Genomic DNA, 20,750 nt, shown 5'->3' with positions numbered 1-20,750 from the left:
GGCGGCCCGCCGGTCGGGGCCGCCGCCTCCTGCCACCATTACCTGATCAGCCCGCCCGGTAGGCGCGGATGATGGTCTGGTCGATGCCGCTGCCTGCCGAGCCGTCGGCCTTCACCCGCAGCGACACCGCCTGCCCGGCCGAGGGCAGCGGCAACTGCGCGGTGAACGAGTCCGCGTCGGCCCGGGACACCGTAACCGCCTGCCAGGTGGCGCCGTCGTCGACCGAGGTCCACACCTGCAGCGACGTGACGTCCTGCCGGGTCACGCCGTGTGCCTGCCGGACCGTGAACGTGGCCGGGCCGGCGGTCGGGTGGTTGGCCCGGTCCAGTGGCAGGGCGTAGTCCACCGCCAGCAGGGCCAGCGGTGCGGTGCCCGCACCGGTCGGACCCGCCGAGCGGAAGGTCCAGGCCGTGCTGACCCGGGTGGACACGGGCAGCAGCGCGCTGGTGTCCAGGTCGTACGTGAGCCGGTACGCGGCCGCGGCCTGCGGGACGTCGAAGTCGCCGTAGGGCGCGTGGCGCTCGCCGATCAGGACCCCGTCCCGGTAGAGGGCCAGCGACGAGGTCGACTCGTCACCGAAGCCGAAGCAGGCGAACCGCTGGTGCTGGTCGGTCAGGTCGGTCAGCTCGATGTGCATGCTGCCGCCCGTACGCGACGGCGGGTAGGGCACGCACCCGCTGTGGCTGGTGGACGGGTTGTCGTACCAGTCGGTGCGCATGGGCTGACGCACCCACACCTTCTGCTGGCGACTGCCCGGCGCGTAGCTCTGCTGCGCCTCCTGCGTGACCATGTCGAACCAGTCGTCCCCCAGCGGGTAGAACGCCTCGTCGACCAGCTCGAACCCGGGCGTCACGTAGTCCACCCGGTCGCCGGGGAGCTCGCCGTCGTCGATGATGGTCTCGGCGATGAACCCACCGGCGGGGCTGAAGCCGTAGCGCTTGTGCCCCACATGGGTGCGGGGGACATCGAGCAGGTTGAACCGCTGGTCGATGCGCGCCAGCCGGGCCTTCTCGGCCGCGTCGATCCGGAATTGCAGGTCCTGCGGGATCGAGTGGCCGAGCGGGTGGATCACGTCGTACAGGAACGGGCTGGGCTCGTCGCCGGGGGCGATGAGGCCGTACGAGGCGTAGACGTCGAAGGTACCGATCCCCGGCCCGGTCACCGGTGCCGCGAACACGCTGCCCTTGGCCGCGTCCTCGCCCCAGGCGAAGGCGAAGTCCGACCACCACGGACCGCGCGTGGCCGCCTGCTCGTAGGTGATGCCGATCGTGGTGGGGACCGTGTCCACGCCGTCCACCGAGGCAGTGACCGGGCGCGCGGCGGAGCCGTCGATCAGCACGGCCGTGTCCGCGCCGACGGCGATGTCGGGATCACCGGCCAGCGCCATCCGCTGACTCGCTGTGCCGAATTCCCAGATCGACGCCATGACGCTGTAGCGACCGGCGGGCACCCGCAGGACCGGCGTCTCGTCGGGCATGAACGAGACGTGGTCGTTGAACAGACCCGGGTCGTCCAGGTTCACCACGTTGGCGAGCACGTAGACGTCGGTACCGGCCGGGACGTCGGGCAGCGGGATCGCGTTGATGGTGAGGTCGACGCTGCGCGGTTCGACGAAGAACGTGACCGGGGTGGTCGACACCGGCACCCCGGCCGCGCTCCGGGCGGTGACCACCGCCGTGTACAGGCCGGGCTTGGCCGCCAACCGGGCCCGGTCCAGGCGCAGGACCGTCGCGGCGCGGCCACCTGGCGCCACGATCGCCGTCGGCGTGGACAGGCTCGCCGCACCCGCCGGGGCGGTGGCTCCGCCGCGACCGGTGACGGTCACGGAGAAGCGCAGCGCGGTCGGCAGCACCACCGACGTGTTGGTCCACGACAGGGTCGTCTGCGCGGTGCCCGACTGGGGGAAGGTGAAGGTGCCCAGGTTGACGATCGCCTGCTCACTCACCGCGCCGTGCAGCATCCGCACGACGTCCAGGCGCCCGGCGCCCACCTCGTACGGGTCGGTGGCGGGCAGCGGGTCGACGCCGCCGACCAGGGCGGCCTTCAGCTGGGCGGGCTGCCAGTCGGGGTGGCGCTGGACCAGGATCGCGGCGGCACCGGCGGCGTGCGGGGTGGCCATCGAGGTGCCGCTGAGGCTGGTGTAGCGCGCGTCGACAATGCCGCCGAGGCTGGTGCCCGCGGCGCGGGCGGCGATGATGTCGACGCCGGGGGCGACCAGTTCCGGCTTGGCGGCGTGGGTGTTGACCAGCGGGCCACGGCTGGAGAAGTCAGCCAGCCTGTCGTCGCGGTCGACGGCGCCGACCGTCAGCGCGGACGCGGCGGCGGCCGGTGCCGACACGTAGCCCTCGTACGGCCCGTCGTTGCCCGCGGCCACCACGAACAGGGTGCCGTACGTGCGGGTCAGCTCGTCGACGGCCAGTGACATGGGGTCGGTGCCGTCGCTGGGCTCCCAGCCGCCCAGGCTCATGTTGACGACGTCGGCGCGGGTGGCGGCCCACTCCATACCGGCGATGACCTGCGAGTCGGTGCCGTAGCCGTAGTCGTCGAGCACCTTGCCGACCAGCAGCTGCGCGCCGGGAGCGACGCCGCGGCGCCGGCCTGCCGAGGCGGCGCCGCTACCGGCGATGGTGGCGGCGACGTGGGTGCCGTGTCCGTTGTGGTCGACGGCGTCGCCGCCGTCGGTGGTGAAGTCGGCCCGGTCGGCGACCCGGCCCTGCAGGTCGGGGTGGGTAAAGTCGGCGCCGGTGTCGAGCACCGCCACCTTGACGCCCTGACCGGTGAATCCGGCGGCCCAGGCCTGCGGGGCGCGGATCTGGCCGAGGTTCGGGTCGAGCGCGGTGCCGCCACCGGCCTGTGCGGTCGACCTCACCCGGTGGTCCAGCCACACCCGGGTCGGTGCGGTCTTCGGCGCGGCGGCCGCGGTCGCCTTCGCGGAGGTACCGGCGGCGACGTCGGCAACCAGGGAGCGGATGAACGCGGCGCCCTTGGCCTTGGGTTGGCGGGCCGCCACCGCCGCGACACTGGGCAGCGACCGGGACACCCGCAGCCCGGTCGCGGGAGCGGCCAGACGCTGCGGTGCCTGCTCGGCCTGACGCACGATCAGCGGCAGTTCCTTGGTCCTGGCGTCGTCGTAGCCCTCGAGGATGAGAGTGGTCACGTCGAACAGCGACTCGTCGAGGACCGAGCCGATCAGTCCGGCGACCTGGCCCGGGATGACACGCACGTGGCCGTCGGGGCCGCAGCTGCGCTCCAGCAGGCCGTGCGGTTGCGCGGGCTGCACGGTGACCACGGGGCAGCCCGAGGCACGCGTACGGACGGTGATCACGTCGCCGGTCAGCAGCGTCACGGTGTAGGTGTGGCCCGGCGGCAGCACCGCTGGTGCGGCGGGCGCGGCTGTTGTGACCGGCGCCCCGGCGGCCGGTGCCTGCCGCACCCCGGCTCCGGCAAGCGACGTGGTGAGCACCACCGCCGCCAGCGCGTACAGCGGCCTGCGAGATCGTCGTACGTTCACATTGGACCCCCATTCGTACGGTGTCCACGCACGAGTCAGCGCGGACCACATATCAATGACGGGTCCTATGTGGTGTGCGGTTGGACCGACGGAGCGCTGTAGTTCTGTGGTCGCGCTAGGTAGCGTCGGCTACGGCGGCGGTGAACCGTGCGGCGACCTCGGCGACGGCGGCGCGCAGCTGCGGTCCGCCCTCGACCCGGAAGGGAAACGGTACGGTGGCGAGCCACTCCTGCGCGTACATCGCCGGGTTGTTCGTGCTGCCGACCAGCACGCATCCGGCCGCGACCGGTTCGAGCCGCCCCATCGGCGGCCGGATCCACGGCGCCACCTCGGCGCAGGGCGCGTCGAACACCACCCGGGTGGGGTACGGCCAACCGGTGCCGAGCTTCTCCGCCACGGCCGCCACCGGGTCCAGGTCCTCGGGCGGCTCGAACCCGTGGGCGGTCTGCCGGACGGCGCGGACCCGGTCGACCCGGTAGGTGCGGACGGCGTCGGCCCGGTGCGAGTGACACAGCAGGTACCAGCGGCCGTGCCGTACGACGACAGCCCACGGGTCGACCTCGGCCTCCGATTCTCTGCCGCCTTCGCCGCGGTAGGTGATCCGCACTCGGCGCCGGGCCGCGCTGGCGGCGACCAGCGCGCTGGTCACGGCGGGATCAGGATGGGCCGACTGCCGGTCGGGCGCCGCCGTGGCGTGCTCGCGCAGCGCGGCGGCCTGGCGGCCGACGCCCTCCGGCAGCGCCTGGATGACCTTGCCCAGGGCCACGCCGACAAGATCCTCGGCGTCGGTGGCCGCGGGCTGCCCGTTGAGCACCGCCATGACCAGGCCGAGCGCTTCGGCCTGTGTGAACACGATGGGTGGCAGCCTGGTGCCGCGTCGGATCCGGTAGCCGCCGTGCGGGCCTCGCGCCGACTCGACGGGGATCCCCGCCTCCCGCAGGATCCCGACGTAGCGGCGGGCGGCGCGTTCGGTGACCCCGAGCCGCTCGCCGAGTTCCTCGGCGGTGGTGCCGGCGCGGGTCTGCAGGATCTCGATCGCGCGCAGCGCGCGGGCGGTGGGGCTGGGGTCGGTCGACACGCCGAGCAGATTAGGCGACCCGCGACATGAACCGGAAGCCGATCGTCCGGAATTGGTTCTAGCGTGATGCCCGTGGCTGAGTTTCATGAGCAGGACCTGGCCGGATCGCGCTTCGAGCGCGTGAGTCTGCGCGGGTCGTCCTTCGAGAAGGTGTACCTGCAGGGTTCGTCCCTGCGGTCGGTCGATTTGAGCGGGTCGCAGCTTCGCGGCGTCGCGTTCCACGACGTCCGCATGCGCGGGGTGGAGCTGTGGAACGTCGACATCTACGGCGAGTTGAACAACGTGGTGGTGAACGGGGTCGACATCGCGCCGCTGGTCGAGGCCGAGCTGAATCGGCGCATGCCGGAGCGGACGCTGATGCGACCGGACGACGCCGACGGGTTCCGGCGCGCGTGGCCGGTCCTGGAGCGGCTGTGGGCCGACACCGTGGCGCGGGCCCGGACCTTCCCCGAGGAGGCGCTGCACCAGCGGGTCGGGGACGAGTGGTCCTTCATCCACACGCTGCGCCATCTGAACTTCGCCACCGCCGCCTGGATCGACCGGATGCTGCTGGGCACCGCCGCGCCCTGGCACCAACTGGACCTGCCCTGGGAGGAGGCGCCCGGCTGGGACGGCATCCCGTGGGACCGTACGGCGCGGCCCACGCTGGCGGAGGTGCTGGCGGTGCGGCAGGAACGCCAGGCGACGGTGCGACGGGTGCTGGCATCGCTGACCGACGAGCAGTTGGCGGCCACGGTGACGCGGACCGAGCCGGGCTGGCCGCAGGAGGCGGACTTCCCGGTCAAGGAGTGTCTGCGCATCGTGCTGAACGAGGAGTGGGAGCATCGGCTGTATGCCGAGCGCGACCTGACCGTACTGGAGAAGGAGATCTGATCATGGATATCGTGCTCGCGGGTGGACTGTGGCTCGACGGGTCCGCGTGGGATCTGGTCGTGCCTGAACTCGTCGCGCTGGGGCATCGGCCGGTGCCGGTGACGTTGCCCGGACAGGGCGACGGCGCGGTGGCGGCGACGCTGGCCGACCAGGTGGCGGCGGTGCTGGCCGCCGTGGACGCGGCAGCGGAACCCGCGCTGGTGGTGGGACACTCGGCGGCCTGCACGCTGGCGTGGCTGGTCGCCGACGCCCGGCCGCAGCGCGTGGCCAAGGTGGCGCTCATCGGCGGTTTCCCGTCCGCCGACGGACAGCCGTACGCGGCCTTCTTCGAGATCAAGGACGGGGTCATGCCGTTCCCGGGCTGGGGTCCGTTCGAGGGCCCGGACTCGGCCGACCTCGACGGGCCGACCCGGGCGGCGATCGCCGCGGCGGCCGTGCCGGTCCCGGAAGGAGTGGCCAACGGGGTGGTGCGCCTGACCGACGAGCGGCGCTTAGACGTGCCGGTCGTGGTCGTCTGCCCCGAGTTCTCGCCCGAGCAGGCCCGGGAGTGGATCGCCGCCGGTGACGTGCCCGAACTGGCCCAGGCCAAGCACGTCGAGTTCGCCGACATCGACTCGGGCCACTGGCCCATGTTCAGCGCCCCGGCCGAGCTCGCCCGGATCCTGGCCGAGGCGGCCGACGCGAGCTGACATCCGCCACCGCGCGACCGCTGCCCACTCGGACGGTGCGGTCGCGCGGTGTACGAGTGGTCACGGCAGGATCGCGTCGACGTAGCCGCCGTCGACCCGCAGCGCGCCGCCGGTGGTCGCCGAGGCCTGCTCCGAGCTGAGATACACCACCATGTCGCCGATCTCGCGCGGTTCGATGAGCCGCTGAACCAGCGAGTACGGCCGGTGCTCGCGCATGAACCGGCGCTGTGCCTCGTCCCAGGGCAGGTCGTCGCCGACCAGTTCGGCGACGAAGGTCTCCACTCCGGCCGTGTGGGTCGGCCCGGCGATGACCGAGTTGACGGTGACGCCGGTGCCCGCGGCGACCTTGGCGAAGCCGCGGGTGACGGCCAGCAGCGCCGTCTTGGTCATCCCGTAATGGATCATCTCGACGGGGGTGACGACGGCGGAGTCGCTGGCGATGGCGGTGACCCGGCCCCAGCCCCGGTCCATCATCCCCGGCAGGTAGGTGCGGATCAGCCGGACCGCGGACAGCACGTTGACCTCGAAGAAGCGGCGCCACTCGTCGTCACTGATCTCCAGCGCCGGGCGGGCACCGAAGATGCCGAGGTTGTTGCACAGGATGTCCACGTCCGGGACGGCCGCCGCCATGGCCGCCGCGCCGTCGGCGGTGGCCAGATCGGCGGGCACCGCCCGCACCGTCGCGTCGGGCAGCTCCTCGCGCAGGTGCGCGGCGGCGTCCTCGGTCGACGCTTCGGCCCGCCCGTTGACGACCACAGTGGCGCCCGCGCGGGCCAGCTGGGCGGCGATGGCGTAGCCGATGCCCTGGGTCGACCCGGACACCAGGGCGATCCGTCCGGAAAGGTCGATCTTCACCTGCTCATCATGGCAGGACCGACCGCCGCCAACAGGGCGTATGGCGCCTTGACGACGTCACGGGCCCGCCCCGTAGGAGACAGGCCCGCGACGAAGGTCGCCCGATCAGTGGGCTTCGGTGCTCGCCGCCATGGCCGCGACCGGCACGGACGCGTCGGCGGACTTCCGGTGCAGGCGCCGGGCGGCGGCGGAGGCGAGCGGCAGCGACACCGCGACCGCCGCCAGCGCGACGATGTTGACCAGCCAGATCGCCGAGCGGACCCCGATCCGGTCGCCCAGGGCGCCGCCCGCCAGCGCGCCCGCGATCCCGGCCGCGGCGACGAAGACCTGCAGCGTGGCCATCGTGCTGCCGAGCCGGTTGTCGGGCGCGTCCTCGACAAGCACCGGGGTCAGCGCGACGTTCGCGATGGAGCCGAAGAGGACCGGCAGGCCCACGCCCAGTCCCGCGAACGCGGCGGCCAGCGCCAGCGGACCATCGGCCAGCGGCAGCAGCAGCCCGGCGGCCAGGCTCGCCGTGAACGCCACCAGCGTGATCTGCCGCGGGTCGCGGCCGGGGCGCACCACCCGACCGGCCAGTGACGATCCGGCCAGGCCCATCAGACCGGACAGTGCGAAGATCGCGCCGTACGCCTCGGTGGGGATGTGCGCCTCACGGAGCAGGAACGGTGCGGTGAGGGCGGTGACGGCGGCACCGGCCACCACCGGGGCGATGATGAACACCAGCAGCGCCCGGTGGAAGGCGTGGCCGAGAAAGAACCGGGTACCGGCCGCCATGCTGCGCAGCAGGTTCTCGCGTTCGTGCGGCGGCGCGAGCGGGATCGGACGGACCGGGCTCATGCTCAGCAGCGCGGCCGCGCTCAGCAGATAGCTGACGGCGTCGATGCCCAGCGCGGTGGCGCCGCCGAACGCGACGATCGCGGGTCCGGCCAGCAGCCGTCCGATCAGGCCCGCGCCGTACTGCCCGGCCTGCAGCCTGGCCCGGACCGGGCCGATCGCGGCGGTATCGACCAGTTGGCGCAGGTGGATGAAGTAGACGACGCTCGACAGGATCGACACGCAGCCCTGGACGATACTCAGCGCGATCAGGGTCGCGACGGAGGCCACGTGGTTGGCCACGCTGAGCGCGACCAGCGCGACCGCGACGGCGCTGAACGTGTCGAGGGCGATCAGCAGGCGGCGCGGCGCGGCGACCCGGTCGGCCAGCGCGCCCGCGGGCAGGCCGAGCACCAGGGTGGGCAGGATCGACGCCGCGCTGATCAGGCCGACCTGGCCCGGTGTGGCGCCCAGGTAGACGACGGCGACCACCGGCATCGCGATGGCGGTGAAGACCGAGCCGAACGCCGTGGTTGTCTGCGCCCACCAGTAGCGGTTGACGTCACGCGACCGGCCGGTCGCGGCTGGAGTCGAGGACTGGGTGCTCATCCGAGCACCGCCAGGGCACGCTCGACCGGGTTCGACCGGTGCGCGGGGATCGGCTCCACCGCGAACAGGCCGTCGGGTCCCGGGTCCAGTACCTGGCTCAGCGCGAGCAGGATCCCGGCCGAGCCACTCCACAGCTCGGCACTGATCCGCAGTTGCGGGTCTCCCATGAAGCGCACCCCTGTCTGATGCGGAATCGCGTACTTGAACAGCCTGCGGGCGGCCCGGACGGCCGCCTGCGCGCAACCGGGGTCGCCGGTCAGCCGGGCCTGATCGGCCAGCGCGAAGACGAGTCCGGCCGCGCCCCGGTACAGGCCCGGCAGCACGGTGTACGGCAGCCGTGCGGTCGACAGCAGTTTCGGCTGCGCCAGCGCCAGCCGCTCGTCGTCGACCACCGCCAGGCAGCGGGTCGTGGCGTACAGCATTCCGGCCGAGCCGGAGTACAGGTACGGCATGGCGCGCCGGTCGGTCCGCGAGACGGGGAACAGCAGCCCGGCGGCGTCGGGGTCGCTGGCCCGGTCCAGTTCGGCGTGCAGCAGGCGGACCGCCTGGCGCACCAGGTCCGGATCGGACGTCGCCGTGCCCACCTGCAGCAGTGCGAGCGCGATCCCGCAGCGGCCGTGCAGCAGCCCGGTCGGGTCGTCCGGCCCCAGCCGCGCGGTGAGCTCGTCGTCGGACGCGAGCCCGGCGACGAGGTCGGCGGCTCGGCGCAGGTGCCGGTCGTCCCGGGTGTACCGGTGCAGGGCCAGGTGGGTGAGGGCCACCCCGGCGGCGCCTCCGGCCAGGGTGGCGCACTCGGTCGTCAGCGGGTGCCGGTCGGCGGCGTCGAGCAGCGTCAGGGCCTCGTCGAGCAGACCGCAGTCGGCCAGCACCCGGGCCACGCCTGCCGCGCCGACGTGCGGGCCGGGCGCGAGTCTCGGGGCGGCGGCCAGCGCGTCGGCACGGAAGCGGTCGAGCAGGCTATCCGGTGGCGCGACGCCGGCCCGGCGCAGCGCGTGCACCACACCGGCGGTGCCGTAGGCCACGCAGACCGTGTTGCTCTGGAAGCCTTCGGGCACGGTCGGGAAGATCCGTCGCGGGTTGCCGAGGTCGCCCATCGTGAGGATCGCGTCGGCGACCCGGTCGCGCAGGTCCGCCAGATGGCGCAGCGGGTGCTCGGCGACCTCGGCGGGTCCGGGCAGCCGCGGTGCCGGGCTGGCCGGGTGGTAGCGCACGGCCCGCGTCCACAGCGACGCCGGGATCGGGGCGAGCTCGGCCAGCTCGTGGTGCAGGTGCGTGAGCGCGTCCGGGTTGAGCTGCACGACCTGGTGCAGCGGGGCCACCAGCAGCTGGGCCAGGCTGGCCAGGCCGTAGTCGTCGAAGACGGTCAGATCGTCGCCGACCAGCCGGTCGGGCGGGGTGTAGCCGGGGGTGCCGGCCTTGCGGAAGGGGTCCCCGAGGCGGTGCGCCTCGCCGAAGTCCACCAGCCGCACCGAGTCGTCGGCCCCGATCAGGATGTTGCCGGGGCTGACGTCGACGAAGAGGTACCCGGCCGCGTGCAGCCGATCGAAGGCGTGTTCGATCTCCCGGAGGATCGCCTCACACCGGCGGTAGTACGCGGCGAAGTGGTCGGCCGTGCTGCCCGCGACCAGCACCGGGTGGTTGAGCACGAGCCAGCGCGACAGCGCGATGCCCTCCACCCGCTCGACGACCAGGAACTCGTGCTCCCACTTGCGCAGGTGGGCGATGGGTTCGGGCGCCAGCCCCGGCGCGGTGGCGTGCAGGGCCGTCAGCACCTCCCACTCCTCGCGCAGCTGCTCGGGCGCGGCGGTGCCGTCCTCGCGCAGGCCGATGTGGGCGCGGCCCTCCTTGATGAACACCGCACGGCCGGTGGCCGAGTCGCGTCCCAGGTAAGTCCCACCGGCGCAGCTGAACCGCACCGCGGACTCGACGGTGTACGGGCCGATCATGCGCTGGGCCCGGCCGGCGGCGGTCGGGGCGGACGCGATGCCGGCCGGGCGGAACGGGTCGGCCATGCCGTCGGGCAGCTGGAACGACACGCCCCGGCGGTCCGGGACCGCTGCTCCGCCGCCGTCTCGTACCAGCGCCTGGTGGGTGCCGTCGGGCCGCAGCCGGAAGAGTGGTCGGTAGGCGCCGTAGCGGTAGTGCACCGTGCGGGAGTCGGCGAACCGCCGGTCGCTGAGGATGTACGGCCCGGCCTCGTCGGCGAGGTCGTCACTCAGCCGGCGCATGAGCCGCTCGGCCGCCGCGACGTCCGCGGGGTAGGCGGCGATGAACTTGCCGCCCTGCGGTCGCGGCGCGTACTTGTGGTGCGTCCACCAGTGGAAAAGCCGGGTCGACAGGTGCTTGAACGCGACGCCGTGCTCGAAGCAGGCCGCGGCGACCACGTCGAGGACGTGTTCGAGCCGGTCGGGCCGGGCCGAGACGTGCACCTTCCAGCCCGCGTCGACCTCGTCGGGTGGGCCCGGCGGGTGCCACATCCGCCAGATCCCCGACTCGACCCCACGCCAGCCGTCGGGAACGCGGTGGGGTGTGAGCACGCCCTCGTCGACGACCGCGGTCTCCAGCGGGGCGAAGAACTCGCGGCTGGCGACCGTGTAATCGAAGTTCATCCTGTGTCTCCCAACGCGTGGCGGCGGTCGCCCGACGGAATGAGCCGCTGGGCCCGGTCGCGGGGCGCGGACCGGGCCCAGCTGTGCGGTGGTCCTAGGCCTGCTCGAACGAGCAGAACTGGACGCTGAGGGTGCTGATGTGGCCCTGGACCTCGTCGTCGCCCTCGGCACCGGGGGTCTCCTGCAGCGCCGCGACTTCCTCGGGGTTCTCGCCGGGGGTCAGCTCGATGTTCGTCATCGCCATCTCCTCATCTGCTGTCGGCAGTGCGTCTGCCGGGCAGTGCAGAAGCTAGGCAGCCCCGATCCGCAAACGGTTGGGCGCGGGTATGCGGACGGTATGTCCGCAGGTGGGCTCGGGCGAGCGGACCTCGGCGGCGGCCGGAGGCAGGCGCGCTGAGCTGCGGCCATACCCGGATCGAACCGTTCGTTGAGCGGCGACCAACCCGGCGCGGCCAGTCTCGGGCAGGGCCTGGGAGGACCTGCCCCGGAATGGACTGGGTGATGGACGACATGCGAGCGGCGGAGCGGCCACGGCTCACGTGGCGGCTCTACGGCCGTAGCTGGGACGAGGTCGCGATACCGGCCGATGGTGAACCGGTGACCCAGGACTGGGCCTGGGGCGGTGCCACCGGCAGCAAGGTGCGGGTGTGCGTCGTGGACTCCGGGGTGGAGACCGACCATCCGCTGGTGGGCCGGATCGAGGGCGCGTACGGCGTGGTGTCGCGCGACGGCGAGTTGGTCGTCGCGGAGACCGACGCGGGCGACGCCTGCGGCCACGGTACGGCCTGCGCCGGCATCATCCGCCGCGTCGCCCCCGACTGCGAGATCTACAGCGTCCGGGTGCTCGGCGAACGGGCCACGGGCACCGGCGCGATGATGCTGGCCGGGCTGCGCTGGGCCATCGACCAGAAGTTCGACGTGATCAACCTGAGCCTGTCCACGACCCGGCTCCGGTTCACCGACGAGTTGCGGGCGCTGGCCGACGAGGCCTACTTCGGCCGGACCGTCATCGTGGCCTCCGCCCACAACACGCCGGTGGAGAGCTACCCGTGGCGGTTCTCGTCGGTCGTCTCGGTGGGCAGCCACCACGACGAGAGCCAGCCGGAGGCGTTCCTGTACAACCCGGATCCGCCGGTGGAGTTCTTCGCCCTCGGCCAGAACGTGCTGCTGCCGTGGCTGAACGGCGGCACGATCCGGGCCTCGGGCAACAGCTTCGCCACGCCGTACATGGCCGGCGTGTGCGCCCGGATCCTGTCCAAGCATCCGCGGATGACGACGTTCCAGCTCAAGAACGCGCTGTACCTGTCAGCGGCGAACGTAAACGTAGGTATCGGAGGTTCCTCGTGATGGCACCCGGTGGGCTCGCGGTCGACAACCTGTCGCGCGAGCTCCTGCAGTCAGTCGTCGACGTGGCCAGGGCCATCTTCGGCGCCCAGGCCAGCTCGGTGTTCCTGCTGGACGTGGAGGCGTACGAACTGGTCTTCCACGCCGTGTCCGGCCAGGGCCAGCGGACGCTGCTGGGGCAGCGGTTCCCGGCCGGCAGCGGCATCGCGGGGTGGGTGGTGGCCACCGGTGAGCCGATGCTCGTCGACGACCTCACCCACAGCGCCGCGTTCGACCGCGCCTTGGCCGAGTCGACCGGGTACGTCCCGCAGTCGCTGCTGGCCGCGCCGCTGATCCAGGGCGACCGCGTGTTCGGCGTGCTGGAGGTCCTCGACCCGTCCCCGCGCTCGCGGTCCAATCTGGAGGCGGTGGACCTGCTGGCCCTGTTCGCCCGGCAGGCCGCGGCGGCGCTGCGGATCGTCATCGAGCGCCACCAGCTCGACGGCGTCCGGACGCCCGGCGGGCTGGACCCCGACGACCGGGCCAGCGCCCGCCAGCTGATGTACAGCCTGCAGCGGCTGCTCGACACGTCGGTCTGAGGAGGTCGGCGCATGCGCACCTTCCGGTTCGCCCACACCTCACTGGGCGCGACGGCCTCGTCGCGCTCGATCGCGACTCCCCGCACGATCGAGCGCGACTGGGTCTGGGGCGACGCCACCGGCCGCGGGGTCCGGGTGTGTGTCATCGACAGCGGGGTCGACGCCGAGCATCCGCTGGTGGGCGGCGACGTGATGTCATACGTCGCGGAGGAGGTCGACGACGCCTGGGTGGTGCGGCCCGACGACGTCGGTGATGTGGCCGGGCACGGCACGGCCTGTGCCGGTGTCATCCGGTCGCTGGCGCCCGAGTGCGAGCTGATCAGCGTACGGGTCCTGGCGGGCAACCTGCGGGGCAACGGCGACGCGCTGATCACCGCGCTGGAGTGGGCGGTGGGCCAGCGGTTCCCGCTCATCAACGTGAGCCTGTCCTCGCGCAAGGAGGGGCTGAAGGAGCGCCTGCACGACCTGGCCGACACCGCGTTCTTCGCCGGGGTGTCGCTGGTCTCCTCCGCGCACAACAGCCCGGTGGTCAGCTATCCGTGGCGGTTCCCGTCGGTGATCTCGGTCGGTTCGCACAGCCGCACCGATCCGGAGTACTTCGAGCTCAATCCGGACCCGCCGGTGGACTTCTTCGCGTGCGGCATCAACGTGAGCGTGGCCTGGCCCGGTGGGTCGGCCAAGGTGGTCTCCGGCAACAGCTTCGCCACCCCGCACATCACCGGCCTGTGCGCGCGGATCCTGCAGCGCCATCCGGAGTTCCGCACGCCCCAACTGCGGCACGTGCTGGCCGCGGTCGCCGACAACCTGGTCAGGAGTCCACAGTGACCGTCATAACCCACGATGAGATCCTCCGGTCGACGGTGCGGCTGGCCCGGCTGTCGTTCAACGCCGCCGCCGCCTCGGTGTTCCTGTACGACCACGAGCGCGACGCGCTGGTGTTCGAGGCGTCCTCCGGACAGGGCGAGGACATGCTGGTCGGGATGGCGATCCCGTCGGACCGGGGCATCGCCGGCTGGGTCGCCAACACCGGCGAACCGCTGGTCATCCGGGGCGTACGCGACGACGAGCGGTTCGACCGGGCGTTCGCCGCCGAGACCGGGCTGGTGCCGGACACCATCATGGCCGCACCGATCGAGCACAACGGCGATGTGCTCGGGGTGCTGGAGGTCCTCGACCCGACGCTGGACGCCTTCGGCGACCTGATCGCGATCGACCTGCTCACCGAACTGGCGAACCAGAGCTGCGCGGCGCTGTGCCTGCTGCTGGCCGATCGTCGGGTCCGCGCCCGGCAGGCCGACGCGACCGGACCGATCGCGACCCTGGGCGCCCTGCTGGAGGGCGCCGATCCCCGGCGCGAGGTCGCGGTCCACGAGCTGATCACGGCACTGGCGAAGCTGGTGCGCTGACCATGCATCTGGCCGAGGTGATCAGGCTGCGGACGGTGCCGCAGGCGGGCCTGCTGCTGGCGCTGACGCAGCGGTGTCCGCTGTCGTGCGCGCACTGCTCCACCGACTCGTCGCCGACCGCCCCGCAGCACAGCGCGGCGCCGCTGCGCCGACTGGTGTCCACGTTCACCGCCGCGGCCCACCCGGAACTGATCTTCATGTCCGGCGGGGAGCCGCTGCTGCGCCCGGACCTGGTGGCGGAGCTGGCCACGGCGGCCCGTACCGTCGGCACCCGGTCGATGCTGCTGTCCGGCATGTTCTTCGCCCGCCGGTCGATGCCCGCCGCCGTCCGACGGGCGGTCTCCACCTTGGACCACTTCTCCGCCAGCATCGACGTCTTCCACGAGCGCGAGGTCGCCCGCTCCGACGCGTTGCGGGCCCTGGCCGCGGTGGCGGACCTGGTGCCGTCGGTGAGCCTGCACGTCACCAGCTCCGACGAGGCCTACCTGACCGACGTCCTCACCCAGGTGCGGCGGATGTTCGGCGACCGGGTGCCGGTGCTGGTCGCCCGGGTACGGCCGACCGGGCGGGCCAGGTCGTTCGTCGCCGACCCCGCCGACGTGGTCGATCCGGGCCCGTGCGAGTTCGCCAACTGGCCCCTGGTCGACTTCGACGGCACGGTCTACGCCTGCAGTCGGCAGAACCTGGTCCGCCGACACCGGCCCGGTCACCTCGTGCTCGGGCACGCGGCCCGCGACTCCTGGAGCGCGCTGAGCGCGGCGATCCAGGCCCGGCCCACACTGCGGTCGGTCCGGTCGCTGGGGGCGATCGAGACCGCCCGGCGGGCCGGTGCCGCGTCGTGTGACGGGGTCTGCCAGACCTGCGTCGGCCTGCCGGGCGACGTCGCCGTGCCCGAGCCCGTGGAGCAGGTCTCCCGGCAGCTTCTCGGCAGCCTGCGACCACGGCAGTTGGCCCGCCGCTGGGGCGCCGGGGAGCACTCCGACCTGGTCGAGCTGGGGTGGGTGCCATGCGCCGGTTGACCATGGCCCAGGCGGAGGAGCTGCGCCGCGTACCCGGGGCGAGCCTGGCCTTCTTCCTCACCGACCGATGCCCGGTCGGCTGTGGGCACTGCTCGGTGTCGGCCACGGTCGACGGCCCGACCATCCGCGACTGGGAGCTGTTCACCCAGGTCGTGGCAGGTGTGGCGAGCCTGCCGGGGTTGCGGGCGGTGGCCATCACCGGTGGCGAACCGTTCGTCGAACGGCGCGGGCTGATCCACGCGGTCGGCAGCCTGGCCGCCGCCGGCAAAGCGGTGGTGCTGTTCACCAGCGGGTACTGGGCCCGCCCGCCCGTTCCGGCGTGGATCCGGCAGGTGCTGGAGCTCACCTCGACGGTCTACCTGAGCACCGACTCGTACCACGTCGACGGCCCGGCGGGCGCCGGGCGCGACCGGCTGGCGACCGCTGTGCGGACCGTACTGGACGCGGGCTGCCACCTGGTGCTCCAGGTGTTGGACGAACCCGGCGCCCGCGACGCGGCGAAGGCGCTGTGCCCCACGGCCGACGTCAGCGTGATCGCGCCGCTGCCGGTGGGGCGCGGGGCCGACCTGTTCGCGCCCGCACCGTTACGGCCACTGAGCGACTTCGGCCGCTGCCACCTGCTCAACTCACCGACGGTCCGGTACGACGGCCGGGTCAGCGCCTGCTGCAACGAGGGGGTCATCGTCGGTGCCGGGCCGCCAGGCCTGCGCCGCCAGGTCGCCACCGCCGACGACGTCGCGGCGGCGCTCGCCGAGTTCCGAGCCGACCCGGCGCTGAGACTGCTCGGCCGCCACGGCCCCAACGCGCTGAGCACCATCGTCGACGGACCGGCCCGGACGATCTGCCAGGCCTGCTGGGCCGGGGTCGAGCGGATCGCCGCGGATCCGAAGGCGCTGGCCGTCGCCACCCTCCTCGCCGGTGCCGACCCAGGAGATGGTGCGTGATGACGTTACGCCAGACGGTCGACCTGGTCATGCCGATGCTGCGGCGCGCGTCGGGCCGGATGTGGGCGGCGCAGCACGACGCGCGGTGCTACCGCGAATGGCTGTGCGTGTGCCACGACCTGGTACGAGCGACGGCGCCGTTGCTGACCGAGGCGCTGGCCGAGTCCGTACGCCACGGTGACAGCCTGCTCGTGGACTACTTCGCCGAGCAGCTGGCCGAGGAGTTCGGCCACGACCGCTGGGTGGAGCAGGACCTCGCCGCGGCCGGGTTCGACCCTGGATCGCTGGCCGACCGGGTTCCCGTGACGGCGGCGGCCCGGCTGGTCGGAGCCCAGTACTACTGGATCCGCCACGCCCACCCAGTGGCGCTGCTCGGCCACATCGCCGTGCTGGAGTGGCTGCCGCCGCGCGCCGACCTCGCCCACGACCTGGCCGAACGGACCGGGCTGTCGACCGACGCGTTCCGGACCCTGGCCCGGCACGCCGACCTGGATGTCGCGCACGGCCGTCGGCTCGACGAGGTGCTCGCCGGGCTGCCCGTCGACGGCCGACACCGGCGGCTGGTCACGACCAGTGCCCTGACCACGGCCCACGGCCTGGTGGAACTGATGACCGACCTGGTCGCGAGCATGCCCGCGACGCGACCATCAGGAGAAGGAGGACGACGCCATGAGCCAATCCCGTCTGGACCGGCTGGGGTTCGACACACAGTTCGCCAGCGATGAGCAGATCGCGGTGGTGGACTCGCTCAGCGACGCCGAGATCGAGCTGCTTGTGAAGATCAAGCACAAGCTCGACGACGCTGCCGGTGACGTCGAGGGCCACAGCCTCGACGCCGGCGGCGTGGTGTGGTGACCAGCACCTGCGGCCAGTGCCTGACCGCCAACCCCGCCGCGGCCCGGTTCTGCATGGGCTGCGGCGGGGGTTTGGCGCAGGCCGCCGCCAAACCCCCGGGTCTGCGCTTCGTCACGGTCGCGTTCTGTGACATCGCCGGTTCGACCCAGCTGGCGCTGCGGTTCGATCCGCAGGTCTGGCACGGCATCCTGGAGACGTATTTCAACGGGGTGGGCGGTGCCCTGGTGGCGGCCGGCGGCCGGTTGGAGAAGTTCATCGGCGACGCCGTCGTCGGCGTGTTCGGGGCCGACGCCGCCGGTGAGGACGACGCCGTACGGGCCGTCCAGGGCGCCCTCGACGCGCTGGAGCAGCTGGCCGCGCGCAACGACGACACCATCGGACGGCACGGGGTGCGGCTGTCGATCCGGTTCGGCATCGCCTCGGGTCGGGTGGTGCTGGCCGACCGGGACTCGTCGTTCGCCATCGGGTCGGTGATGAACCGGGCGGCCCGGCTGCAGTCGGCCGCGCCCGCCGACGGTACGGTCGTCGACGTACGGACCTGGCTGCTGGTTCGCGACCGGTTGGCCTGCCTGCCGGTGCCGCCGGTGCCCGCCAAGGGCTTCGACAAGCCGTTGCAGGCGTGGTCGGTGACCGGGGACAGGACACCGGTCATCGCCGAACCGGTCTTCATCAACCAGACCGACGTGCTCTCCCGGCTCACCACCGCGGTCGACACCGCCGCCGCGAGCCCCACGACCAGCACGGTCACGCTGGTCGGCGAGTTGGGCAGTGGCAAGACCAGGATCCTGCGGCTGCTCGCGGCGCACACCGGCGCCCGCGGTATGCGCACCGTCTTCGTGACCTGCCGGGGCAGTGACGAGGGTCTGTGGCGACTGCAGCAGCTCGAACGCGAACTCGGCGGGCGGCGGCAGGGTGGCGGGACCCCGTCGACGGCGGAGCTGCAGTGGCGCGTCCGGTCCCGCTTCGCCGACCTGTCGCGGCAGGGCCCGCTCGTGGTCATCGTCGACGACTTCCACCGCTGCCCCGACGCGCTGCGCCCGGTGTTCGAGCCGACTCCCGACCCGGTCGGCCCGATCGTCTTCGTGCTGGCCGACCGGGAACCGCCGGTCGGTTCCGTCGCGGCGATCACGGTGCCGCCGCTGTCGGCCGCGCACGCGCACGATCTGCTGGCCAGCCTGGACAGAGGACTCCAGCCGCACCCGGCCGGACTGCCGCATCCGTTGATCGAACGGAGCAGGGGCAATCCGCTGCTGCTGGAGCAGCTGTCGGCGTTGGCCGTCGACGGCATCGACGACGACGTCGCACCGTCGGCCGAGGCCGCGCTCGGCTCGCGGATCGAGCGGCTGGCCGGACCGACCCGTCAGGTGCTGGCCTGCCTCGGGGCGTGGGGCACCGAGCTGCGGACCGGGGACCTCGACGCGGTCTGCGAGGTCGACGAGGCGGGCCTGGCCGCCGCCATCGGCGAACTGGAGAGCCTCGGTCTGGCGGCCAACCGCACCGCCGCCGAGGTCGCGTACGCCCATCTCGGCCTGGGCGACCGGGCCCGACTCCATGCCGCGATCGCGTCGCGGCTGCGGGAGTATGCGCGGACCGAACCTGCCCTGCTCGACCTCGCGGCCTCGCACGCCTCGCGCGCCCAGCGGCACTGGCGTGCACTCGATCCGGGCTCGGCACACGACCGACAGGCGACCCGGCTGGCGGCCGAGTGCCTGGTGGCGGCGGCCCGGCAGGCTGTCGGCCGGTCCGAGGTCCGAGCGGCGGCCGCGCTCGCGGCGCAGGCGCGAGGGCTCGACGTGCCCGACGACGACCTGACGCTGGAGATCGCGGCACTGGAGAGCTACGCCCTGGGCGCCAGCGGGCAGGTCCCGGAGGCCCTGGCGCGGGTCGCCCAGGTGCGCCATCTGGACGGCAATCCGTCGGCGCGGCTGCACCTGGCCGTCAACCAGGTCACCTTCGGCAGCGGCGACCTCGACCAGGCGCGGAAGTTGGCCCAGCAGACCGACGACCCGGCCGCGATCGCACGCTTGGACACTTTGGAGGGGATGCTGGCGGCCCGCCTCGGGGACTACCCGCGGGCGGAGGCGCTGCTGCGCTCGGCCCATGCGGGCATGCGCGAATTCGGCTCCGGGCTCGGCGTCGCCGAGATCTACGGCAACCTGTCGTTGTTCCTGATGTACGCCGACACGCCACCGGACCAGGCCGCCGCCGCGTGCCTGGCGCTGCGGGAGGAGGTGGCCGACGCACCGATCATGCACGCCGCGGTCGGCTGCGCGGCGGCGGTGCTGCTGCAGCGCAGCGGCGACGCGCGGGCCGCCGCGTCGATGCTCGCCGAGGCGTACGCGGTCTTCACCGAGATGGGTCATGCGCTGGGCCGGGCCGGTGCCTGCGAGTTCACCAGCGTCGCGGCCGAACTCCGCGGCGACCTGGTGGCCGCGACGGAGGCGATCCTGCGCGCGGGGCAGATCTACGCCGACGCGGGTGCGGCCACCGCCGCGACCCGCTGCGGCGTCCGTGCCCACGTGCTCGACCCGGACCGGCCAGCCCCGGACCTCTCGGCGCTGGCCACCGCGGAAAGCTGGGACATGCGGGTGCTCGGTCACCAGGTCGCGGCGCTCGACACCACCGACCGGGCCGAGGCCCTGGCGCGACTCGACCGGGCGCTCGCGGTGATCGCCACCATCCGCGGCCGGGGCGCCACTTTGATCCCGCTGACGGGCTGTCTGCGCATCGCCACCCGCCTGGGCGACCCGCGGCGGATCGACGAGATCGAGCACCGGATAGGCGGGGTCATGGTCAAACAGCTCGTCCGTTGACGCTGTCCACCGAATACCACCAGGACTCGCGCTCGTCGTCGAGCAGGTCCAGTTCGTCCTCGGACGGGCGGTAGCCGTCCGGCAGCGGCACCGACATGGCGCCGCTGCGCCGGACGATCTCGCGTAGCCGTACGACACCCGGGATGTCCGCCAGGTCGTCGACCGTCAGCGGCGTACCGCCGACGAGCGCGCTGAAGCCCAGGCCGTGCCACATCGCGATGAGTTCCACGGCGCCGTCCTGCTCGGCCGCCGCGGCGACGGCGGCCACAGCGTCGATCAGCGCGGTCCGGCCGGGCGCGGCGGCGTCCGTTCCGTGCAGCCGCCCTTCGTCGACCATCCGCTGCCACAGTGCGGTGCCCACTTCGCAGTACAGCCAGGGCGGGTCGACGTAGCCGTCTTCCAGCTCGTCGGCGTAACCGGCGAAGTCGTCGGCGTCCTCGTCGAACTCACGCAGGCTCCGAAACCGGGTCAGCCCGTCGAAGAACGTCCGGCGCCGTAGGTAGTCGGGGTGGTCCTGGATCGGGAATCGGTAGGTGTGGCCGCGGCGCAGCAGCACGTCCAGCACCCGCCCCTGGGTGTGCGAGCAGTCGTGCGCGCGCTGGCACGCGTACAGCGCCGCGAACCAGCTCCGCAGCCGATCGTCGGGCTCCGGATGGCGGGAGTCCAGGACCAGGATCGACTCGCACACCAGGTCTTCGAGGTAGTGCTCCGACATCTCCAGCCTCTCCCGTTCGACGTCGGTGGCCGATGCCGA

18 protein-coding genes are annotated in these 20,750 nt (G+C 72.9%); 11 read left to right on the top strand and 7 right to left on the bottom strand.

From position 1 onward, the window contains the following. Positions 1–46: 46 nt before the first annotated feature. Together KUA19_RS10945 and KUA19_RS10940 are read right to left on the bottom strand one after the other, a co-directional pair. Positions 47–3,511 carry a S8 family serine peptidase gene (locus KUA19_RS10945; RefSeq protein WP_308167416.1) on the bottom strand — a complete coding sequence of 1,155 codons (3,465 nt, stop codon included), beginning with the start codon at positions 3,509–3,511 and terminating at the stop codon, positions 47–49. Positions 3,512–3,626: 115 nt separating this feature from the next. Continuing rightward, complete coding sequence (locus tag KUA19_RS10940; protein WP_308167415.1) at positions 3,627–4,589, bottom strand: helix-turn-helix transcriptional regulator; 963 nt, start codon at positions 4,587–4,589, stop codon at positions 3,627–3,629. Positions 4,590–4,661: 72 nt separating this feature from the next. On the opposite strand from KUA19_RS10940, the gene KUA19_RS10935 reads away from it, so the two are divergent. Together KUA19_RS10935 and KUA19_RS10930 are read left to right on the top strand one after the other, a co-directional pair. Continuing rightward, positions 4,662–5,462: a DinB family protein gene (locus tag KUA19_RS10935; protein ID WP_372451787.1), complete on the top strand. Its 801-nt coding sequence runs from the start codon at positions 4,662–4,664 to the stop codon at positions 5,460–5,462. Positions 5,463–5,464: 2 nt separating this feature from the next. After that, on the top strand, positions 5,465–6,151 hold the full coding sequence (locus KUA19_RS10930) for an alpha/beta fold hydrolase (protein WP_217396073.1): 687 nt from the start codon (positions 5,465–5,467) through the stop codon (positions 6,149–6,151). A gap of 60 nt (positions 6,152–6,211) precedes the next feature. Here KUA19_RS10930 and KUA19_RS10925 read toward each other — a convergent pair whose 3' ends face one another. From KUA19_RS10925 to KUA19_RS10910, 4 genes are all read right to left on the bottom strand, one after another. Beyond that, positions 6,212–7,006: an SDR family NAD(P)-dependent oxidoreductase gene (locus tag KUA19_RS10925; RefSeq protein WP_217396072.1), complete on the bottom strand. Its 795-nt coding sequence runs from the start codon at positions 7,004–7,006 to the stop codon at positions 6,212–6,214. Positions 7,007–7,111: 105 nt separating this feature from the next. Then, positions 7,112–8,428, bottom strand: a complete 1,317-nt coding sequence (locus tag KUA19_RS10920) for an MFS transporter (RefSeq protein WP_217396071.1) — start codon at positions 8,426–8,428, stop codon at positions 7,112–7,114. Further along, the gene (gene lanKC / locus KUA19_RS10915; RefSeq protein ID WP_217396070.1) at positions 8,425–11,037 is read right to left on the bottom strand and encodes a class III lanthionine synthetase LanKC; all 2,613 of its coding nucleotides are present in this window, start codon (positions 11,035–11,037) and stop codon (positions 8,425–8,427) included. The genes KUA19_RS10920 and lanKC overlap by 4 nt, the downstream gene beginning before the upstream one ends. 94 nt (positions 11,038–11,131) lie before the next feature. Then, positions 11,132–11,275: a hypothetical protein gene (locus KUA19_RS10910; RefSeq protein ID WP_217396069.1), complete on the bottom strand. Its 144-nt coding sequence runs from the start codon at positions 11,273–11,275 to the stop codon at positions 11,132–11,134. Between the two features lie 263 nt (positions 11,276–11,538). On the opposite strand from KUA19_RS10910, the gene KUA19_RS10905 reads away from it, so the two are divergent. Genes KUA19_RS10905 through KUA19_RS10865 form a run of 9 tightly spaced genes read left to right on the top strand, consistent with a single transcriptional unit; the run spans position 11,539 to position 19,996 of the window. After that, positions 11,539–12,384: a S8 family peptidase gene (locus KUA19_RS10905; RefSeq protein ID WP_217396068.1), complete on the top strand. Its 846-nt coding sequence runs from the start codon at positions 11,539–11,541 to the stop codon at positions 12,382–12,384. Next, positions 12,384–12,959 carry a GAF domain-containing protein gene (locus KUA19_RS10900; RefSeq protein ID WP_217396067.1) on the top strand — a complete coding sequence of 192 codons (576 nt, stop codon included), beginning with the start codon at positions 12,384–12,386 and terminating at the stop codon, positions 12,957–12,959. The genes KUA19_RS10905 and KUA19_RS10900 overlap by 1 nt, the downstream gene beginning before the upstream one ends. A gap of 12 nt (positions 12,960–12,971) precedes the next feature. Next, positions 12,972–13,784, top strand: coding sequence for a S8 family serine peptidase (locus KUA19_RS10895; RefSeq protein WP_217396066.1), 813 nt, complete (start codon positions 12,972–12,974; stop codon positions 13,782–13,784). Then, positions 13,781–14,365: a GAF domain-containing protein gene (locus KUA19_RS10890; RefSeq protein ID WP_217396065.1), complete on the top strand. Its 585-nt coding sequence runs from the start codon at positions 13,781–13,783 to the stop codon at positions 14,363–14,365. Before KUA19_RS10895 ends, KUA19_RS10890 begins: the two co-directional genes overlap by 4 nt. 2 nt (positions 14,366–14,367) lie before the next feature. Continuing rightward, the gene (locus tag KUA19_RS10885) at positions 14,368–15,384 is read left to right on the top strand and encodes a radical SAM protein (RefSeq protein ID WP_217396064.1); all 1,017 of its coding nucleotides are present in this window, start codon (positions 14,368–14,370) and stop codon (positions 15,382–15,384) included. Continuing rightward, positions 15,372–16,328 carry a radical SAM family protein gene (locus KUA19_RS10880; protein ID WP_217396063.1) on the top strand — a complete coding sequence of 319 codons (957 nt, stop codon included), beginning with the start codon at positions 15,372–15,374 and terminating at the stop codon, positions 16,326–16,328. Before KUA19_RS10885 ends, KUA19_RS10880 begins: the two co-directional genes overlap by 13 nt. Next, positions 16,328–17,053: an iron-containing redox enzyme family protein gene (locus KUA19_RS10875; protein ID WP_217396062.1), complete on the top strand. Its 726-nt coding sequence runs from the start codon at positions 16,328–16,330 to the stop codon at positions 17,051–17,053. The genes KUA19_RS10880 and KUA19_RS10875 overlap by 1 nt, the downstream gene beginning before the upstream one ends. Further along, positions 16,998–17,183 (top strand): aroma-sacti cluster domain-containing protein, encoded by a 186-nt coding sequence (locus tag KUA19_RS10870; protein WP_217396061.1) that lies wholly within the window; start codon positions 16,998–17,000, stop codon positions 17,181–17,183. Before KUA19_RS10875 ends, KUA19_RS10870 begins: the two co-directional genes overlap by 56 nt. Then, the gene (locus KUA19_RS10865) at positions 17,180–19,996 is read left to right on the top strand and encodes an adenylate/guanylate cyclase domain-containing protein (RefSeq protein ID WP_217396060.1); all 2,817 of its coding nucleotides are present in this window, start codon (positions 17,180–17,182) and stop codon (positions 19,994–19,996) included. The genes KUA19_RS10870 and KUA19_RS10865 overlap by 4 nt, the downstream gene beginning before the upstream one ends. Here KUA19_RS10865 and KUA19_RS10860 read toward each other — a convergent pair. Further along, positions 19,977–20,711, bottom strand: coding sequence for a hypothetical protein (locus KUA19_RS10860; RefSeq protein WP_217396059.1), 735 nt, complete (start codon positions 20,709–20,711; stop codon positions 19,977–19,979). The genes KUA19_RS10865 and KUA19_RS10860 overlap by 20 nt on opposite strands. Positions 20,712–20,750: the final 39 nt, after the last annotated feature.

Origin of the sequence: Catellatospora tritici, from assembly GCF_019083965.1 — a bacterium.
Lineage (GTDB): Bacteria > Actinomycetota > Actinomycetes > Mycobacteriales > Micromonosporaceae > Catellatospora > Catellatospora tritici.
Note: the sequence above shows the minus strand (reverse complement) of the source record. Positions and strands in the feature narration are given on the sequence as shown.